This is a genomic window from Streptomyces sp. NPDC001536 (assembly GCF_042894505.1).
GTDB lineage: Bacteria > Actinomycetota > Actinomycetes > Streptomycetales > Streptomycetaceae > Streptomyces.
Genome location: NZ_JBIAVQ010000009.1, coordinates 277,966 through 295,605, shown reverse-complemented (window position 1 = coordinate 295,605; position 17,640 = coordinate 277,966). Strand labels below are relative to the sequence as shown.

The 17,640-nt window shown below is 70.3% G+C and carries 18 protein-coding genes; 8 read left to right on the top strand and 10 right to left on the bottom strand.

Annotated features, from left to right (window positions below):
- Nucleotides 1-4: 4 nt before the first annotated feature.
- From ACFY0U_RS25345 to ACFY0U_RS25335, 3 genes are all read right to left on the bottom strand, one after another.
- Nucleotides 5-1,483 carry an ABC transporter permease gene (locus tag ACFY0U_RS25345; RefSeq protein ID WP_388639407.1) on the bottom strand — a complete coding sequence of 493 codons (1,479 nt, stop codon included), beginning with the start codon at nucleotides 1,481-1,483 and terminating at the stop codon, nucleotides 5-7.
- A gap of 136 nt (nucleotides 1,484-1,619) precedes the next feature.
- Nucleotides 1,620-2,885 carry an Ig-like domain-containing protein gene (locus ACFY0U_RS25340; protein WP_388639406.1) on the bottom strand — a complete coding sequence of 422 codons (1,266 nt, stop codon included), beginning with the start codon at nucleotides 2,883-2,885 and terminating at the stop codon, nucleotides 1,620-1,622.
- Nucleotides 2,886-3,091: 206 nt separating this feature from the next.
- Entirely contained in the window at nucleotides 3,092-3,445 is a 354-nt protein-coding gene (locus ACFY0U_RS25335) for a hypothetical protein (RefSeq protein ID WP_388639404.1), read from the bottom strand.
- 125 nt (nucleotides 3,446-3,570) lie between these two features.
- On the opposite strand from ACFY0U_RS25335, the gene ACFY0U_RS25330 reads away from it, so the two are divergent.
- The 3 genes from ACFY0U_RS25330 (at nucleotide 3,571) to ACFY0U_RS25320 (ending at nucleotide 6,045) form a co-directional block, all read left to right on the top strand.
- Entirely contained in the window at nucleotides 3,571-4,812 is a 1,242-nt protein-coding gene (locus ACFY0U_RS25330; RefSeq protein WP_388639402.1) for an RNA-guided endonuclease InsQ/TnpB family protein, read from the top strand.
- A 93-nt stretch (nucleotides 4,813-4,905) separates the two neighbouring features.
- Nucleotides 4,906-5,205 (top strand): LPXTG cell wall anchor domain-containing protein, encoded by a 300-nt coding sequence (locus ACFY0U_RS25325; RefSeq protein WP_388639400.1) that lies wholly within the window; start codon nucleotides 4,906-4,908, stop codon nucleotides 5,203-5,205.
- A 42-nt stretch (nucleotides 5,206-5,247) separates the two neighbouring features.
- Nucleotides 5,248-6,045 carry a hypothetical protein gene (locus ACFY0U_RS25320; RefSeq protein WP_388639398.1) on the top strand — a complete coding sequence of 266 codons (798 nt, stop codon included), beginning with the start codon at nucleotides 5,248-5,250 and terminating at the stop codon, nucleotides 6,043-6,045.
- Between the two features lie 49 nt (nucleotides 6,046-6,094).
- On the opposite strand, the gene hutH is transcribed toward ACFY0U_RS25320, so the two are convergent.
- The 3 genes from hutH to ACFY0U_RS25305 form a co-directional block, all read right to left on the bottom strand.
- On the bottom strand, nucleotides 6,095-7,633 hold the full coding sequence (gene hutH / locus ACFY0U_RS25315) for a histidine ammonia-lyase (RefSeq protein ID WP_388639632.1): 1,539 nt from the start codon (nucleotides 7,631-7,633) through the stop codon (nucleotides 6,095-6,097).
- Between the two features lie 79 nt (nucleotides 7,634-7,712).
- A complete protein-coding gene (locus ACFY0U_RS25310) occupies nucleotides 7,713-8,861 on the bottom strand; it encodes a diguanylate cyclase domain-containing protein (RefSeq protein ID WP_388639396.1) in 1,149 nt (382 codons plus the stop codon).
- A gap of 205 nt (nucleotides 8,862-9,066) precedes the next feature.
- The gene (locus tag ACFY0U_RS25305; protein WP_388639394.1) at nucleotides 9,067-9,861 is read right to left on the bottom strand and encodes an enoyl-CoA hydratase/isomerase family protein; all 795 of its coding nucleotides are present in this window, start codon (nucleotides 9,859-9,861) and stop codon (nucleotides 9,067-9,069) included.
- A gap of 218 nt (nucleotides 9,862-10,079) precedes the next feature.
- On the opposite strand from ACFY0U_RS25305, the gene ACFY0U_RS25300 reads away from it, so the two are divergent.
- The gene (locus ACFY0U_RS25300) at nucleotides 10,080-10,712 is read left to right on the top strand and encodes a hypothetical protein (protein WP_388639392.1); all 633 of its coding nucleotides are present in this window, start codon (nucleotides 10,080-10,082) and stop codon (nucleotides 10,710-10,712) included.
- Between the two features lie 7 nt (nucleotides 10,713-10,719).
- Here the strand turns inward: ACFY0U_RS25300 and ACFY0U_RS25295 are convergent, their stop codons facing one another.
- Both ACFY0U_RS25295 and ACFY0U_RS25290 read right to left on the bottom strand, forming a co-directional pair.
- The gene (locus ACFY0U_RS25295) at nucleotides 10,720-11,835 is read right to left on the bottom strand and encodes an adenylate/guanylate cyclase domain-containing protein (protein ID WP_388639390.1); all 1,116 of its coding nucleotides are present in this window, start codon (nucleotides 11,833-11,835) and stop codon (nucleotides 10,720-10,722) included.
- Nucleotides 11,836-12,009: 174 nt separating this feature from the next.
- Nucleotides 12,010-12,879 (bottom strand): biotin--[acetyl-CoA-carboxylase] ligase, encoded by an 870-nt coding sequence (locus ACFY0U_RS25290; RefSeq protein WP_388639389.1) that lies wholly within the window; start codon nucleotides 12,877-12,879, stop codon nucleotides 12,010-12,012.
- Nucleotides 12,880-12,989: 110 nt separating this feature from the next.
- Between ACFY0U_RS25290 and ACFY0U_RS25285 the strand changes: the two genes are divergently transcribed.
- A complete protein-coding gene (locus ACFY0U_RS25285) occupies nucleotides 12,990-14,594 on the top strand; it encodes an acyl-CoA carboxylase subunit beta (RefSeq protein WP_388639387.1) in 1,605 nt (534 codons plus the stop codon).
- Between the two features lie 9 nt (nucleotides 14,595-14,603).
- Complete coding sequence (locus ACFY0U_RS25280; RefSeq protein ID WP_388639385.1) at nucleotides 14,604-14,813, top strand: acyl-CoA carboxylase epsilon subunit; 210 nt, start codon at nucleotides 14,604-14,606, stop codon at nucleotides 14,811-14,813.
- On the opposite strand, the gene ACFY0U_RS25275 is transcribed toward ACFY0U_RS25280, so the two are convergent.
- Nucleotides 14,810-15,910, bottom strand: a complete 1,101-nt coding sequence (locus ACFY0U_RS25275) for an SGNH/GDSL hydrolase family protein (RefSeq protein WP_388639383.1) — start codon at nucleotides 15,908-15,910, stop codon at nucleotides 14,810-14,812. The two genes, ACFY0U_RS25280 and ACFY0U_RS25275, sit on opposite strands and share 4 nt — an antisense overlap.
- Before the next feature lie 129 nt (nucleotides 15,911-16,039).
- Here ACFY0U_RS25275 and mmpB point away from each other — a divergent pair, with 129 nt between their 5' ends.
- Both mmpB and ACFY0U_RS25265 read left to right on the top strand, forming a co-directional pair.
- Nucleotides 16,040-16,168 carry a morphogenic membrane protein MmpB gene (gene mmpB, locus ACFY0U_RS25270; RefSeq protein WP_095046738.1) on the top strand — a complete coding sequence of 43 codons (129 nt, stop codon included), beginning with the start codon at nucleotides 16,040-16,042 and terminating at the stop codon, nucleotides 16,166-16,168.
- 22 nt (nucleotides 16,169-16,190) lie between these two features.
- Entirely contained in the window at nucleotides 16,191-16,811 is a 621-nt protein-coding gene (locus ACFY0U_RS25265) for a Maf family protein (protein ID WP_388639381.1), read from the top strand.
- On the opposite strand, the gene ACFY0U_RS25260 is transcribed toward ACFY0U_RS25265, so the two are convergent.
- Entirely contained in the window at nucleotides 16,780-17,298 is a 519-nt protein-coding gene (locus ACFY0U_RS25260; protein ID WP_388639379.1) for a hypothetical protein, read from the bottom strand. The genes ACFY0U_RS25265 and ACFY0U_RS25260 overlap by 32 nt on opposite strands.
- Between the last annotated feature and the right edge of the window lie 342 nt (nucleotides 17,299-17,640).

Below are 17,640 nucleotides of genomic sequence, written 5' to 3'. Positions count from 1 at the left end.
CGCGCTACTCGACTCGCCTCAGCGCGTCCGCCGGGCGCAGCCTCGACGCACGCCAACCACCGAAGGCACCCGCGATCAGGCCGCCCGCCACAGCCAGCCCCACCGCGATGGCCACCGTCGTCACGCTCACCGGGGCCGTCAGGGCGACCTCCAGCGTCCGGGACGCGGTCTGCCGGCCGGGACCGCCGCCGAAGCCGCCGCCACCGCCGGGGCCGCCGCCCGTGCCGCCACCGCCGCCGCCCAACTGGGCCTGCAGAGTGGGGCTGATGGCGGTCACGACATACGCGCCCGCCAGGCCCAGCGCGATACCCAGCGCGCCGCCGAGCAGCCCGTTGACCATCGCCTCGCCGACGACCTGCCGGGTCACCCGGCCCGAGCGCCAGCCCAGCGCCTTGAGCGTGCCGAACTCGCGGACCCGGCGGGAGACCGCCGAGGAGGTCAGCAGACCGGCGACCAGGAACGCGGCGACGAGGACGGCGATGGACAGCCACTTGCCGACGCTGGTGGCGAGGTCGGAGGCGGTGGACAGGGAGCCGGAGACGGTGTCGGCGAGGTCGGCGGAGGTCGTCACGGTCGTACCCGAGATGTTCTTCTGGATGGTCGACTTGACGGCGTCGATCTGCTGGGAGTCGGTCGCCTTGACGTAGATCGTGGTGACCTTGTTCTTCTGGTCGCTGATCGTCTGCGCCTGCTTGAGCGGGATGTACAGGTTGGCCGCCGCGTCACCGCTGTCCGCGGTCGCGATGCCGATCACCTTGAACTTCACCTTCTTGACGGTGACCGTGGAGCCGACCTTGAGCTCCTTCTCCTTGGCGTACGCCGAGTCGACGACGGCGACCTCGGCGTTGGTCTCCGTCGATTTGAAGGTACGACCGCTGGTGATCTTGGAGGAGGTCAGCGGGCCGGCGCCGGACCGGGTGACGTCGGTGCCGTAGACGGAGTAGTTGTTGACGTCGAAGTCGGCGCCGCCGCCCCGTACTTCGCCCTGCGGCTGGCCGGTGCCGCCGCCGTTCCCACCGGGACCGCCCTGCTGCTGACCGCCGTTGTCGTTCTGCTGGAACTGACCGCGGGTGAACTGGCCGTCGACCTTGATGACCTGGAGGCTCAGACCGCCGACCGCGTCCGAGACGCCGTTCTGCGAGCCGACCTCGGTGACGGTGGAGGCGGCCAGCGTCTGGAAGCCCTGGGGCATGACGATGTCGCTGCTCTGCTCCTCGTCGGAGTCGCTGTCCTGCGCGTCGAACTCGAAGCGCGGGCGCTGTTGGGCATTGTCGCCCGACTGTGCCGGGGCGGCCTTGGTGACCGTCATGTCGGTGCCGAGGCCGTAGAGCGACTCCAGGACCTTGTCCTGGGCCTTCCCCATGCCGGAGGACACGGAGTTGACCACGATGACCAGCGCGATACCGAGCGCGAGCCCGGAGGCGACGACGAGGGCCGCCTTTCTGCGGCGGCGCAGTTCGCGCCTCAGGTAGGTGAAGAACATGCGCCGAAAAGTAGGTACGGCGCGTGATGACTGGATAAGGCTCAAATAAGAGAAGGATGAGAAGGCTGTGGTGGGCCCCGGAAACACCGATGCCGCCCCTGGGGGCGGCATCGGGAAACTGTGAGCGGACGCTGGGTCAGACGGCCGAGCCGGCCTTCCAGTCGGCCCAGCTGAGGTTCCAGCCGTTGAGGCCGTTGTCCGGGGCGACCGTCTTGTCGCCGGTGTTCTGGACGATCACGACGTCACCGATGATCGAGCTGTTGTAGAACCAGTAGCCCGCGGTGCCCTTGTCGTCGGCGCCCTTGGTGTCCGAGAGGCCGACACAGCCGTGGCTGGTGTTCACGCTGCCGAAGATGGACTTGGCGGCCCAGTAGTTGCCGTGCACGAAGGTGCCGGAGTTGGTGAGACGGATGGCGTGCGGCACGTCCTTGATGTCGTACTCGCCCTTGCCGTCGTCGTCGGTGAAGCCCACGGTCGCGCCGTTCATGCGCGTCTCCTTGAACTTCTCCGACATCACCATGATGCCTTCGTACGTCTTGTTCTCCGGGGAGCCGGCCGAGATCGGGATCGTCTTGACCGTCTTGCCGTCCTGCGTGACCTTCATCTGCTTGGTCTTCGCGTCGACGTACGTGATCTGGTTGCGGCCGATCTTGAAGGTGACCGTCTTCTGCTGGACGCCGTAGACACCGTCCGCGCCCTCGACGCCGTCGAGCGCGAGCTTCAGCGTGACGGTGGAGTTCTCGGTCCAGTAGTCGTCGGGGCGGAAGTCGATGCGGTTGGCGTTGAACCAGTGCCCGACGACCTCCTGGCCGCTGGACGAGGAGACGGTGATGCCCTTCTGGACGGCCGCCTTGTTGGTGATCGCCTTGTCGAAGTTGATCGACACCGGCATGCCCACGCCGACGGTGGAACCGTCCTCCGGCGTGAAGTTGCCTATGAAGCTGTTGGTCGGGGAGACCGTGGTGAACGAGGCGTTCTCGTGGGCCACGCGGCCCTCGGCGTCCTTGGCCTCCGCGGCGAGCTTGTAGGTGGTCGAGCGCTCCAGCTGGGCGCTCGGCTTCCAGCTGGTCTTGTCGGCGGACAGGGCGCCCGCGACCTCGGTGCCGTCGGCGGTCGTCATGGAGACGTCCGTGAGCGTGCCCTTGCTCACGGTGACGGCGGCGGAGTTGTTGATGGAGGCGTTGTCCGAGCCGTCCTTGGGCGTGATCTTGATGTCGGCCTCGGACGTCTTCTTGGCCGCCGCCTCGTCGGCCTTCGCCTGCGAGGTGTCGCTGCTGCTGCCAGAGGCATCGTCGTCGCCGCCACTGGAACAGGCAGACAGCACGAGCACACCGCCGAGCAGTGCGGACGCGACCGTCAGGCCCCTGCGCCGCTTACTGACCGTCATCACACGCTTCTCCATCGTTGCCGAATCCCCAAAACCCCGAGAGTCCCCGTTAATCAATCTTCAACGCTACGGCCGGTTCGTCCCGTTCCACATTCCTCGAAGGTGTGGGGCACACCACGTCCGCCGTGACGGGTGGTGCAGATCTCGGTCCGTGCGCCCCCTGAGACGACGAAACCCCGGGCGGCGGTTGCCGTCCGGGGTCACGATTTCCCCAAGACCGCTCAGCCGGCCGCCACGGCCGCTTCTTCGTCGTCTTCCTCGGCCACATCATCGTCGTCGAGGTCCCACTCCGGCGAATCCGGGTCGTAGTCGATCCGCTCGCTCGACCAGGAGGCCTGCACGAGTTCGACCCCGGGGACCTCGCTGACCAGGTCGAACGGATCGACGAGATAGGCGAGGGCCTCCGCGGTGTCTTCCGTCACAGCGCTCTCGGCGTGGGCCTGCTCGTCGGCCGGCAGCTCGGAATCGTCGGCGATCCGCTCCAGCGCGGACCTCGTCACGGACTCCTCGTCGTCGATCTCGACGACGAGCTCCACACGAAGGCGGACAAAACGTGATGTCTCTGAAGTGCTCATGCCCCGGAGAGTACGGCCCTTCGCCCCCGCGACTTTCCCGTGACCCGCGATTTCACCTGGTCTCCTGCGAGGAGAGTCCAGCGTTCAACGCCTGGGCGGCATCACATCTTGCAACAGCGGCGAACATGTGCGGGAGGGGTGAGGGCGTGGCGGCAGCGGCGAGGACCGACGTAGTCGGGCATGCCCGGTACACGTTCCGGCTGCGCGTGTCGTCCACTGCCCGCACCGCGCTGGCGGCGGAGTGGGACCGGTGCCGGTGGGTGTGGAACGAGTGCGTGGCCAAATCCAAGGCCGTGCACTTGCTCAACAAGGCCATCGAGGACAACCGGACGTGCGGCCCGGCACAGCTCGACAAGATGCTGACCGAGGCACGTAACGCGACTCCGTGGCTGCGTGCGGGCAGTTCGGTGCCGCAGCAGCAGATCATCCGGGACTTCGGCAGGTCCCGGGCCAAGGCGCAAAAGGACATCAAGGACCGGCTGCCCATGGCGCGCCGGGCCGGGATGCCCTGCTGGAAGGAGAAGCGCAAGGCACTGCCCACCCTCAACTACACGCGGCGCGGCTTCCAGCTCAAGGGCGGCACTCTGCACCTGGCGGGCGGGATCACGCTGACCGTTGTGTGGTCGCGGGAACTGCCTGCCGACCCGTCCAGCGTCCGCGTCTACCAGGACACCATCGGCCACTGGTACGCCAGTTTCGTCATTCCCGCCGCCGTCGAGCCATTGCCGGAGACCGGCGCGGTGATCGGCATCGACTGGGGCGTGACGGAGACCGCCACCACCACATCCGACAGCCATGACCTTCCGCACGCCGAGCACGGCAGGAAGGCAGAGAAGAAGCTGACCCGGTACGACCGGATGATGGCCCGCCGCAAGCCGAAGAAGGGGCAAGCGGCCTCCAAGGGCTATCGGGACGCGAAGCGACTGCGCGCCAAGGCGCTCCGGAAGATCGCGCACCAGCGCCAGGACACCGGCCGCAAGTGGGCCAAAGCCGTTGTCCGCGACCACGATCACATTGCGGTTGAGGACTTCAAGCCAAAGTTCCTGGCGAAGACCACCATGGCCCGCAAGGCCGCCGACGCCGCCATCGGCGCCACCAAACAGTCCCTGATTGCGATGGGTCGCAAGCACGGACGCAATGTGCACCTGGTACATCCCGCGCACACCACGATGGACTGCGGACACTGCGGGGCGAGAGCCAAGCACGCACTGCCGCTGGGGATGCGCACCTACACCTGCACCGCCTGCGGAGCCGAGAGCCCACGGGACAAGAACTCCGCACGCGTCATGCTCCACCGGGCTGGTCTCGACCCGGCTGGTGCCGAGGGCGTAAGACCACGCGGGTCACTACCCCGCGTGGCCGCCTGAGCCAGGGATCCCCTCACTTTGCAGGGAGGGGAGGATTCAATAACATCGCCTCACACGGCCAATTCGCCAGCGCCACAAGGGGATCGATATTCCGTGTCATCCGCTCGCCGTCCGTTGCTGACCGCCACCGCCGCGGGCACCCTCCTGGGCGCCCTGTGGTTCGTCCCCTCCGCCAACGCGTCCCAGGACGAACCGGCGAGAGCGCAGGTCACGCAGCAGGCCAGGGCCACGACCGCCGAGTCCGCCCAGACCCAGGACACGCAGGACGGCGCTCAGCTCGCCGACACCGGAAGCTTCGACACCACGCCGTACGTCGTCGGCGGCACGGCCTTCCTCGGACTGGGCGCCGGCTTCGTCGTCTATTCGGTGCGCCGGGAACGTCTCGGGTTTTGAATCGACTTGACGCGCGTTTGACCAAAACCTCATAGTCCGCTCATGAAGAGATCATCGGGGGCGCGCATAGGCGCCACGCTCGCCGTGAGCGCGTTGTCGCTCGCCCTCATCACGGGCTGTTCCGACGAGGGTTCGGACGACACCAAGGGTTCGTCGGAGTCCTCCTCGTCGGCCCCGGCCGCGAAGACGTACACCGTGGCCGAACTGCAGAAGCTGATCCTCGCCCAGGGCGAGGTGGACGGTTACAAGGTCGCCAAGACCGTCGGGGCTCCGGAGACCAAGGACGAGGTCACCACCTCCGACGAGAAGTGCCGGCCGCTCGCCCTCGCCATGTCGGCGCAGGCGCCGGGCGACGCGAAGGCGGAGACCACGGTCACCGTCACCCAGGAGAAGGCTCCCACCGACACGGCCTCCAAGTCCCTGGAGGACCTGGAGGAGGGCGAGTTCGAGGACTCCCTCACCGACGCGATGAACGTCAGTGTCACGCTCGTCGGCCTCTCCTCCTACGAGGGCGACGCGGCGCAGGAGACCTTCAAGTCGGTCTCGGACGCCGTCGAGGGCTGCTCCGGCGGCTTCACGGTCACCGCGGACGGCGAGAAGCAGAAGCTCACGAAGGTCACCGCGGAGAAGGGCTCGGGCACCGGCGACGAGTCGATCGCCTTCGCCTCCGAGGGCGAGATGGACGAGGAGATGGGCGCGGGCACCGTGCACGCCGAGGTCGTCCGGCACGGCAACACCCTGGCCACGTACTACACGATCAACATCGGCGCGCTGATGACCCAGAAGCCCTACACGGTCGACGGCACCGTCGTCACCGCGCAGGCGAAGAAGATCAAGTAAGCACCCGAAGGGGCCCTGTCGCACGACAGGGCCCCTTCTCGTGCCTCCGCTACCGCAGCGGCCCGGTCACCGTCTCCGCCGCCGCGACCAGCTGCCCGCTGCGCACGAACGCGTCCGCCGCGGCCAGGTCGGGCGCGAGGAACCGGTCGGGGCCCGGACCCTGGACACCCGCCTTCCGTACGGCCTCGATGACCGCCTGCGAGGCCGGCGCCGGGGACAGCCCCTCGCGCAGCTCCACCGCGCGCGTGGCGGCGTACAGCTCGACGGCGACGACCCGGGTGAGGTTGTCGACGGCGGTGCGCAGCTTGCGCGCCGCCGACCAGCCCATCGACACGTGGTCCTCCTGCATCGCGGAGGACGGGATCGAGTCCGCCGACGCCGGTACGGCCAGCCGCTTCATCTCGCTCACCAGCGCGGCCTGCGTGTACTGGGCGATCATCAGCCCCGAGTCGACGCCCGCGTCGTCCGCGAGGAACGGCGGCAGACCGTGGCTGCGGTTCTTGTCGAGCAACCGGTCGGTACGCCGCTCCGCGATGGAGGCGAGGTCGGCGGCGGCGATGGCCAGGAAGTCCAGGACGTAGGCGACGGGGGCGCCATGGAAGTTGCCGTTGGACTCGACGCGCCCGTCGGGCAGGACGACGGGGTTGTCGACGGCGGCGGCCAGCTCACGCTCGGCGACCAGCCGCGCATGCGCCATCGTGTCCCGCCCGGCGCCCGCGACCTGCGGGGCGCAGCGCACCGAGTAGGCGTCCTGGACGCGCGGCGCGTCGTCCTGGTGGTGCCCGGTGAGCTGCGAACCCTTCAGCACGGCCAGCATGTTGGCGGCGCTGGCGCCCTGGCCCGGGTGCGGGCGGATGGCGTGCAGTTCGGGGGCGAGGACCTTGTCGGTGCCGAGGAGGCCCTCCATCGACAGGGCGGCGGTGATGTCGGCCGACTTGTAGAGCATGTGGAGGTCGGCGAGGGCCATGACCAGCATGCCGAGCATGCCGTCGGTGCCGTTGAGCAGGGCGAGGCCCTCCTTCTCGCGCAGCTCGACGGGGGCGATGCCGTGCTCGGCGAGCAGTTCACCGGCGGGCCGTACGACACCGTCGGGCCCCTCGGCGTCGCCCTCGCCCATGAGCGTCAGCGCGCAGTGGGAGAGCGGGGCGAGGTCGCCGGAGCAGCCGAGGGAGCCGTACTCGTGCACGACGGGGGTGATCCCGGCGTTCAGGACGTCGGCCATGGTCTGCGCGACCTCGGGGCGGACACCGGTGTGCCCCGAGCAGACGGTCTTCAGCCGCAGGAACATCAGCGCCCGTACGACCTCCCGCTCCACGCGCGGTCCCATGCCGGCGGCGTGCGAGCGAACGATGTTGCGCTGTAGCTGGGCGCGGAGCTCGGGGCTGATGTGCCGGGTCGCGAGGGCCCCGAAGCCGGTGCTCACGCCGTAGACGGGTTCGGGCTTGGCGGCCAGCGCGTCCACGATCTCGCGGGCGGCGGCGAGCGCCGTGACCGCCTCGGCGGAGAGCTCGATCCAGGCGCCGTCGCGCGCCACGGCGAGAACGTCGGACGCGGTCACCCCGGACGTCCCCACCACCACAGTGTGCATATCCATATTCAGGAGCGTACGCACTGAAGACGAGGATGTCACGAGTGGGTTCGGGGTTTGCCCCTTACCCGCGCGTACGTCACAACCGGCGCCCACGGAACCGGCGGCGCTCCGCGTGCCCCTCCCGGGAGGGGGCGTCGGCCAGTCGTACGACGGGGTCGTCGGGCCCCTCCCGACCCGCCACGACCGGCTTGGCGGCGTGCTCGGCCTTGGCCCGGTACTGGGCGGCGTCGGCGAGCCGGAACAGCCGGCGGGCGGAGCGGACGGGCCCGATGGGATCCTCGGTCGACGCGACCCCGCAGGCCACCCCGTCCCCCAGCTCCAACTCCGCTGCCCGGCGGCACAGTTCGTCGGCGGCCTTCACCACCTCGTCGGCACCCGGCCCGACCACGAGCAGACAGAACTCGTCCCCGCCGAGCCGCGCGGCGAGCGCGCCGGGCAGCATGGCGCCGCAGAGGGAGAGGACGGACCCGAAGCGCTCCAGGAGCCGGTCGCCGACGGCGTGCCCCTGGGTGTCGTTGACGCGCTTGAGCCCGTTCAGGTCGCAGACGACGAGGCTGACCACGACGCCCTCCCGCTTGTGCCGCTCCACCGCTTCGTCGAGGCGTACGTCGACGGCGCGGCGGTTGGCGAGTCCGGTGAGCGCGTCGGTGAACGCCAGCCGTCTCGCCTCCTCCAGCCGCTCGGTCTGGGCGATCCCGGCGGCGACGACGGAGGCGAGGACGGTGGCGAAGTCGGCGTCGGCGCGGTCGAAGACGGGCTCTCCGGCGGGGCGGGCGACGTAGAGCTCGCCCCAGGCGCGGCCGTTGAGCACGATGGGTGCGACGACGCAGCAGCCGCGGCCTCTCCTGCGGAGGGCGGCGACGCGTTGGTGCACATATCCGGGCCGGCGCCCGGCGGCGGGTCCCTCGGCCGTCTCCACCCATGCGTTGGGCTCCCCGCCGCCGGCCCACCGCTCGTGCAGGAACTCGGTGATCTCGGGGAACTGGTGGACGGGGTACGCCTCGCCGTCGGGGAACTCCTGTTCGTCGGGGGCCCGCTCCCCGACGTTGACGAGGACCCTGAGTCGGCCGAGCTCGCGCTCCCACACGGACAGCGCGGCGAAACTCCCACCGAGGGCACGGCACGCACCGGTCGCCGCGGCACGCCACGCCTCGCGTGACCCATGGGCTGCGGCCATGCCCTGAGCCAACGCAACGACGGCCGCGAGCCGCTTGTCCTCACCCATCACTCCAGGCTAGGGAGGTTTGGGGCGAACAGGGACATTGATGCGCCGAACAGGTGTTGGGGGGTGCCGGAGAGGTGGGGGGTGCCGGAGAGGTGGGGGTGGCTGAGCGGTTCGGCGGGGTGCGGGTGCGTGGGGGCTGGTCGCGCAGTTCCCCGCGCCCCTTGGGTTGCTCGGCGCGACCCTCGGATCCTCGTGAACCCACCGCTCACTCCCCCGGCCACTCCGGCGCCCTCTTCTCGTTGAACGCCCGCACTCCCTCCGCCCGGTCCCCCGAGAAGGCCACCGACCGCCACGCCGCGTCCTCGACCTCGAGGCCCGCCCGTAGATCCAGCCCATGCCCGAGCCGCAGCGCCTTCTTCGCGGCTCTCAGGCCCACCAGGGAGTTCGCGGCCATCCGTGCCCCCAGCCCCAGTGCCTCCTCCCGGTCCCGCCCCTCCTCCACCAGCAGATCCACGAGCCCCAGCTCCCGGGCCTCCCCGGCCTCCACCCGTCGCGCCGTGAAGATCAGTTCCGCGGCCCTCGCCGCCCCGACCCGCCGCGGCAGCAGCTGGGTGCCGCCGCCGCCCGGGATCACCCCGACCGATACCTCCGGCAGCCCGACCACGGCCGTAGGGTCCGCCACGATCACGTCGCAGGACAGGGCCAACTCGAAGCCGCCGCCCAGCGCGAACCCGTGCACCGCGGCGATGGTCGGCACCGGAAGCTCCAGCACCCCGGTGTACGCACCGCGAGCCACCGGCCGCTGGCGGACCAGGTCGGCGTCGCTGAAGGAGTTCCGTTCCTTCAGATCCGCCCCGACACAGAACGCCCGCTCGTGCGTCGACGTCAGCACGACCACGCGTACGTCCTTGTCGTCCCCCAGCGCCGCACACGCGGCCCCCAGCGACCGGGCCATCTCCGTCGACACGGCGTTCATGGCCTTCGGCCGGTCGAGGGCGAGTTCCGCGACGTGCCCGTGCCGCCGCACCAGCACGAACTCCCCGTACCGTTCCTCGCTCATGACACCCTCCGGTTAACGCGGGTTAACAACATCCGCCCCGATCATCGCAGCCCCGCCCCCAGGACGAAAGGGCAGCCCGCACCGGCGGTTCCCGCATCCCCGCCCGACTCCCCGTTCGAGTGACATCCCGCCCAACTCGGGTCCCACCGCCCACAGGAGCGCATAGCGTGCGTCCGCCACGGCGCACCGGGGGCGCGACCGCATGGGGAGGTATCGCGATGACGACGATGACGGACACCGCACCACGGCCGGACGCGGCCTTCGCCCAGGCTCCGCAGACCGCGCCGCCCCGCCTCTTCGCGGCCCCCCGCGGCCGGCACCGCCGCCCCCGCCCTCGCAAGGTCCTCCTCGCCGCCGGCGGCCTCGCCCTGGCCGCCGGTGCGCTGAGCCTCGTACGACTGGCGTCCGAGCCGGGCCTGGGCGGCGGCCCGGGCACCGGCACCACGGAGGCCGAGCCCCGCTTCGACGACCCGGGCACCGGCACGGACCGGGCGACCAACGCCGCCGCGACCGTCGGCTCGGTGCCGCTGGTGAGCCCGTCGGCGACCGCCACGATGGGCGGGGCGAGCGCGACACCGACGGCGCCCGCCACCTTCGTACCGCTGCCGTCCGTGACGACCACCGCACCGGCGGGCCCCGCGGTCCCCGCGGCCGTCGCCACGACCATCCCCGACGCCCCGAACACCCCGGCACCCGCGACCACACCCCCGGCACCCGCACCGAGCAGCGCGGCCCCGCAGCCGGCGCCCGCTCCGACACCGAGTCAGACCACGCCGGCACCCGCGCCGGAACAGCCCGGCGGGGTGTGTGTGCCCGTCATCGGGCTGTGCGTGGGCCCGCTGGGCCGCTGAGCAGCGGTTACGCCGGCCCGCCGGAGCGCCGCGTCAACAGCCAGGGCTCGACCACGCCGAGACCTCGCACCGGCCGCTGCCACATCGGCTGGAGCGCGAAGCGGTACGTCGGAGGCTCCTCGCCCTCCTTCTCGGCGGTCGCCGCGGCCTCGGCGGCCTCCGCCTCGGAGGCAGGGGCCTCGGTGGTGCGGATCAGCTCCTCGGCGAACGCGCTGTCGACGAGGACGGCGTCCCGGGGAGCTATCGAGGTCAACCGGGAGGCGAGGTTCACCGTCGTACCGAAGACATCGCCCATACGAGTGGTCACCGTGCCGAAGGCGATGCCGACCCGCAGCTCCGGCATGGTCTCGTCGTTCGCCATGGTCTCGATGAGCCGCAGCGCGATCTCGGCGGCCACGCCCGCGTCGTCGGCGGCGTACAGCACCTCGTCGCCGAGGGTCTTGATGAGCCGGCCGCCGTTCGCGGCGACCAGGTCGGCGGCGGTGGTCTCGAAGGCCTCGACGAGCTCGCCGAGTTCCTCCTCCTCCATCCGCCGGGTCAGCCGCGTGAAGCCGACGAGGTCGGCGAAGCCGACGGCGAGGCGTCGGTCGACCATCTCCTCGTCGTCGGCGGCCTGCACGACCCTGCCGGCCGAGGCGGAGAGCTGGCGGCGCCAGACGTAGACGAGGAACTCCTCCAGCTCGGGCAGGAGCAGCTCGATGATCGGGTACGTCACCTCGGTGCGGCTCATGCCGGGCTCCGGGGGCTCGGTCAGGCCCTCCAGGAAGGAGTCGATCTGCCACTCCGCGAGCCGGGCCGTGGTCTGCCCGGTGGACCTGGCCACCTGCACGGCCATCGCCTCGCTCAGCAGCCCCGCCTCGACGAGACCGGCGAGGCGGCGCAGGGCGAGGACGTCGGCTTCCGTGAACGCCTTGGCCTGTCCTACGTCCGCGAAGCCCATCGCCCGCCAGAAACGGGTGGCCAGCTCCATCGAGACTCCGGCGGTACGGGCCGCCTGAAAGGGTGTGTAGCGCCGCTCGGCGCCGAGAATCAGTGCCTCCAGACGCACGGCGAGCGGGTGCGGGTCCCCTCCGGGGGTGGCGCCGTTCGTGTCCGCGCCGGAACCCGTGTCGTCGACGGTCACGCCTGCTGCCCTTCCGATCTGCCGCGGTCAGGTATCGACCGGCCTTTACTTTACGTCAGGTGTGCCGTAGCTCACTCCCGTGGAGCCGAGAGAAGGGGTGTCGAGGATGCGTGTCCGGCTGCGGGTCCGTGGGGGCTGGTCGCGCAGTTCCCCGCGCCCCTCAAGGACATGCGGTCACGCAGGTCGCAGGTGAACGATGTCTCCTGCTCCCACCGGCTCCTGTACGCCTTCCTCCGTCGCGATCACCAGACGGCCGTCGCCGTCCACCGCCACCGCCTCCCCGGTGATCGAACGATCGCCCGGCAGCTCCGCCCGTACCGTCCGCCCCAGCGTCGCGCAGCCCGCCGCGTACGTCTCCTGAAGGCCGCTCACCGCCGGGTCGCCGCCCGCCTCGCGCCAGCGCCCGTACCACTCCTCCAGGGAGCGCAGCACGGCCCGCAGCAGGGGGTCGCGGTCCGTGGTGATCGCCCCGGCCAGCAGCAGCGAGCCCGCCTGGGGGACGGGGAGCTCCTTCTCACGCAACGTGACATTGATGCCGACCCCGACGACGACCCCGTCCTCGCCGGCCCGCTCGGCGAGGATCCCGCCGGCCTTGCGTTCCTCGCCGCCGATGGAAACCAGCAGGTCGTTGGGCCACTTGAGTGCCGTGTCGATGCCCGCGGCCCGGGACAGCCCCGTCGCGACCGCCACCCCCGTGAGCAGCGGCAGCCAGCCCCAGCGCGCCACCGGCACCTCGGCCGGCTTCAGCAGAACGGAGAAGAACAGCCCGGAGCGCGCCGGCGCCGTCCACTGCCGGTCCAGCCGCCCCCGCCCGGCCGTCTGCTCCTCGGCGACGAGAACCGCCCCCTCCTCGGCGTCCCCCTTGACCGCCAGGCCCACCAGGTCGTTGTTGGTGGACCCGGTGCGCTGCACGACGTCCACATCGCAGTACAGGCCCCTGTGCCCCCCGTCCCGCACCAGCCCGCGCCGCAGCGCGGCACCGTTGAGGGGCGGTCGATCGAGGTCGGACCAACGACTGTCGTCTGAAGCATCTCGCGGCGTCATGCAAGCCACCCTAGGTGTGTGAAACGCCGCACTGCTGATTGGTAGTGCCACCACTACTCTACGGATGAGTAACCGTCCCCCCTTTTGAGCAGGCAGGGAGCCGACCCCCGATGTCCGAGCCGGAAGAGATCGACATCCACACCACCGCGGGCAAGCTCGCGGATCTCCAGCGCCGTTTCGAGGAAGCGACGCACGCCGGCTCCGCACGCGCCGTCGAGAAACAGCATGCCAAGGGCAAGTTGACGGCACGTGAGCGGATCGAGCTGCTGCTCGACGAGGACTCCTTCGTGGAGTTGGACGAGTTCGCCCGGCACCGCTCCACCAACTTCGGTCTGGAGCAGAACCGGCCCTACGGCGACGGTGTCGTCACCGGGTACGGGACCGTCGACGGGCGTCCCGTCGCGGTGTTCTCGCAGGACTTCACCGTCTTCGGCGGCGCGCTGGGCGAGGTCTACGGCCAGAAGATCGTCAAGGTCATGGACTTCGCGCTGAAGACCGGCTGTCCGGTCATCGGCATCAACGACTCGGGTGGCGCGCGGATCCAGGAGGGTGTCGCCTCGCTCGGCGCGTACGGCGAGATCTTCCGCCGCAACACCCACGCGTCCGGTGTCATCCCGCAGATCTCGCTCGTCGTCGGGCCGTGCGCGGGCGGTGCCGTCTACTCCCCCGCCATCACCGACTTCACGGTGATGGTCGACCAGACCTCGCACATGTTCATCACCGGCCCGGACGTCATCAAGACGGTCACCGGCGAGGACGTCGGCTTCGAGGAGCTGGGCGGCGCCCGCACCCACAACTCGGTGTCGGGCGTGGCGCACCACATGGCCGGGGACGAGAAGGACGCGATCGAGTACGTCAAGCAGCTGCTGTCGTACCTGCCGTCCAACAACCTCTCCGAGGCGCCGGTCTTCGCGGAGGAGGCGGATCTCGCCCTCACCGACGAGGACCGCGAGCTGGACACGATCGTGCCGGACAGCGCGAACCAGCCGTACGACATGCACACGGTGATCGAACACGTCCTGGACGACGCCGAGTTCTTCGAGACGCAGGCCCTGTTCGCGCCGAACATCCTCACCGGCTTCGGCCGGGTCGAGGGCGCCCCGGTCGGCATCGTCGCCAACCAGCCGATGCAGTTCGCCGGCTGCCTCGACATCACCGCGTCCGAGAAGGCGGCGCGCTTCGTCCGCACCTGCGACGCCTTCAACATCCCGGTCATCACCTTCGTGGACGTGCCCGGCTTCCTGCCGGGCGTCGACCAGGAGCACGACGGCATCATCCGCCGCGGCGCCAAGCTGATCTACGCCTACGCGGAGGCCACGGTCCCGCTGATCACGGTGATCACCCGCAAGGCCTTCGGCGGCGCCTACGACGTCATGGGCTCCAAGCACCTGGGCGCCGACCTCAACCTCGCCTGGCCGACCGCCCAGATCGCCGTCATGGGCGCCCAGGGCGCGGTCAACATCCTGCACCGGCGCACGATCGCCGAGGCGGAGGCGAACGGGGAGTCCGCAGAAAGCGCAGAGGCGGTTCGCGCCCGGCTGATCCGGGAGTACGAGGACACCCTCCTCAATCCTTACGTCGCGGCCGAGCGCGGCTACATCGACGCGGTCGTCATGCCGTCCGACACCCGCCGCCACATCGTCCGCGGTCTGCGCCAGCTGCGGACCAAGCGGGAGTCCCTGCCCCCGAAGAAGCACGGCAACATCCCCCTGTAAGGAGCCGCTGTGACGATCAGAGTCGTACGGGGCAACCCGACGCCGGAGGAGCTGGCCGCCGCCCTGGCGGTGGTCAGGGCCCGCGCCGCGGTGGCGGCCGCGGCGCCGGACGGCACCCCCAAGCCGCGGGACGGGTGGTCGGACCCGTCCCGCATCGCGGCACACCGCCTGCCGCAGCCCGGGCCGACAAGGTGGGCACGTACCTACTGGCCGAGCTAGAGGACCGCTGACACGGCTGCGGCCATCACCTCGTATCCCTCGTCGTTCGGGTGCAGGTGATCGCCGAAGTCGTAGGCCGGGTGCAGCCGGTCCGGGTCCTCCGGATCGGCCATCACCCGTCGCAGATCCACTACGGCGTCGTACTCCCCCGAGCAACGGATCCACTCGTTGACCTCGTGGCTCACCTTGGCCGCGTGCTCGCCCCAGTGGTCCGAGCCGCCGAACGGCAGCAAGGTGCAGCCAATGACCTTCAGTCCCCGCGCCTGCCGTATCAACTCCCGGTACCCGGCGATGATTTCGTCCGCCTCGACCACCGGTGCCGGCTTGTACGTCGGCTGTTCGTCCGTCTCGCTGAACCCGATGTCGTTGAGCCCGAGCAGCACGACGAGCGTGTCCGTACCGGGCCGGTCCAGGACGTCCCGCCGCAACCGGTGCACCCCCTTCTCGCCGTACCACGCGGAGTCGTTGAGCAGCAGGTTGCCGCCGATCCCCGCGTTCAGGACGGGCCGGCCGGTGCGCCGGGCCAGTGCGTCCGACCAACGCCGGTCGGCACCAGGGGTGGATCCGAACCCGTCGGTCAGGGAGTCGCCGAAGAGGGCGATCCCGTCCGTGCGGCCGGTGTCCGCCTCCACCGCGCTGAGGAAGTACCAGGACTCGCTCGCCGCGTCGAACCCTTCCCCGTCCACGTCGTCGAGCAGGTCGCCCTCTCCTCGCAGGCTGGTCGTGAAGGCCTGTGCGTGGAAGGTGGCGGGCCCGGTCGCCGTGTCGAAGTACAGCGTGAGCGTCATCGACTCCCCAGCCGCGACGGCGAGTTGCACGGGGTCGCTGACGAGCTCCCCGCGTACGGGGATCTCGGCGCCCGGCTCGCCCGCGAAGGTGAGCCGCGTCGACACTCCCGCGCGCCCCGCGCTCGCGCCCGCGATCCGCACCGGCGAGGTGCCGTAGGCGTGGGACAGCCGTACCCGCACCCGGTCCCCGCCCCCGCTCAGCCGGACGACCTGGCGCAGCGACTGCCGCCAGAAGCCCTCCCGGGACCAGTTGGGCGTGAAGCCCTCGCTCGGCAGCTGGGGTGAGGCGGTCCAGACGGTGGTGAACATGGCACGACCTTCCAAACGGGACTTGAGTTCCTTTAACACCAGACAGACTAACGGAACTCCAGACCCTTTTGGTGAAGTTGAGTACGCGTACTCAGGCGCCGCCCCGGACCTCCCGCGCACCCTGGAGGCATGCTGTGGTCCGACCCCGAGAACGAGCCGCCCAAGGAACTGCGCGACATGCAGGACATGCTGCGGAGACTGGGGCTCTTCCTGGCGTTGGCCATGGTGCTCGCGATGATCGTGCTCGGCGTCGGCTGACGGACGCCGATACCCTGACCGCATGACTGATCAGCCGCGCCGCCGACTCGTTCTCGCCTCGCAGTCCCCCGCCCGGCTCAACCTGCTGCGGCAGGCCGGACTGGCCCCCGAGGTGCTGGTGAGCGGGGTCGACGAGGACGCCGTCACCGCCCCCACCCCCGCCGATCTGGCGCTCGCCCTGGCCGAGGCGAAGGCCTCCGTCGTCTCGGCGAAGCCCGAGGTCAAGGGCGCCCTGGTGATCGGCTGCGACTCGGTGCTCGACCTGGACGGCCAGGCGCTCGGCAAGCCCGCCGACCAGGAGGAGGCCACGGCCCGCTGGAAGGCCATGCGCGGCCGCGCGGGCACGCTCCAGACCGGGCACTGCGTCTACGACACCGTCACCGGACGGTATGTCTCCGGCGTCGCCTCGACCGTGGTCCGCTTCGGCGAGCCGACCGACGAGGAGATCGCCGCGTACGTCGCCTCCGGCGAACCCCTCTACGTCGCCGGGGCGTTCACCCTGGACGGCCGCTCGGCGCCGTTCATCGAGGGCATCGACGGCGACCACGGCAACGTGATCGGCATCAGCCTGCCCCTCGTACGCAAACTGCTGGCCCAACTGGGCGTAGGCATCACGGAGTTGTGGGCGCCGGCGCAGGCCTGACCGGGCTCGCGCCGTCCCCCTCGGGGGTCTCCGGGCCCGCCCTGGGGCCCTCCGGGTCCCCCTGGGGGGCCTCCGGCTTCGCGTCGACGGGCTCCTGAGGACGGTCGTACGTCATCAGGAGCAGCACGATGAGGCCGAGCACGACCACCATGAACACGAACTCGGGCCAGCCCAGCAGGCCCCACGCCAACGCGCCCAGCAGCGCGTGCACCACGGCCGCGCTGATCAGCAGGACGCGGCCGAGGCCGGCCGGCGGACTGTTGCGCACCGCCACGAGCAGCGCGACAAGGCCGCACAGCGCGAAGTAGAGACCGAAGGCGATGCCGCCGATCTTCGACGACAGCGACATCACGTCCGGGTCCAGTCCCGCCAGGGACATGTCCTGCCGGTCCACGACGACACCCATGAACCACTGCACCGCCGCGATACCGAGGCCCTCGACGAAGAGCACGACCGCCACGACCCACGCCACCGGTCTGCGCACCACCGGCCCCCACCCACTCTCAAGCCGAGCTCTTGTTACCTCAAGTACGTTCGATACACGCGAACGCTACTAACGGGTAAACCGCGGGACAAGGGTTCTACGGAGGGCAAAGAATCATTGGGCCATTCGTAGGGACTCCACAAAGAAAGCGAGTGGTCCGCAGCACGCTCTCACAGAGACCTTGGCCACAGAGGAGGGCTAGGGTTTCCGGGAGGAATCCTGCGTACCGAGGTGCGACAAGGGATTTCGCGGGTCGAGCGAGCCTCGAATCACGCTCCGTGTGGGCAAGCTCACCATTGGGGACGGGTCGAAGTGCCGTGTCGGCAGTCCCTAAACTCGGCTTGT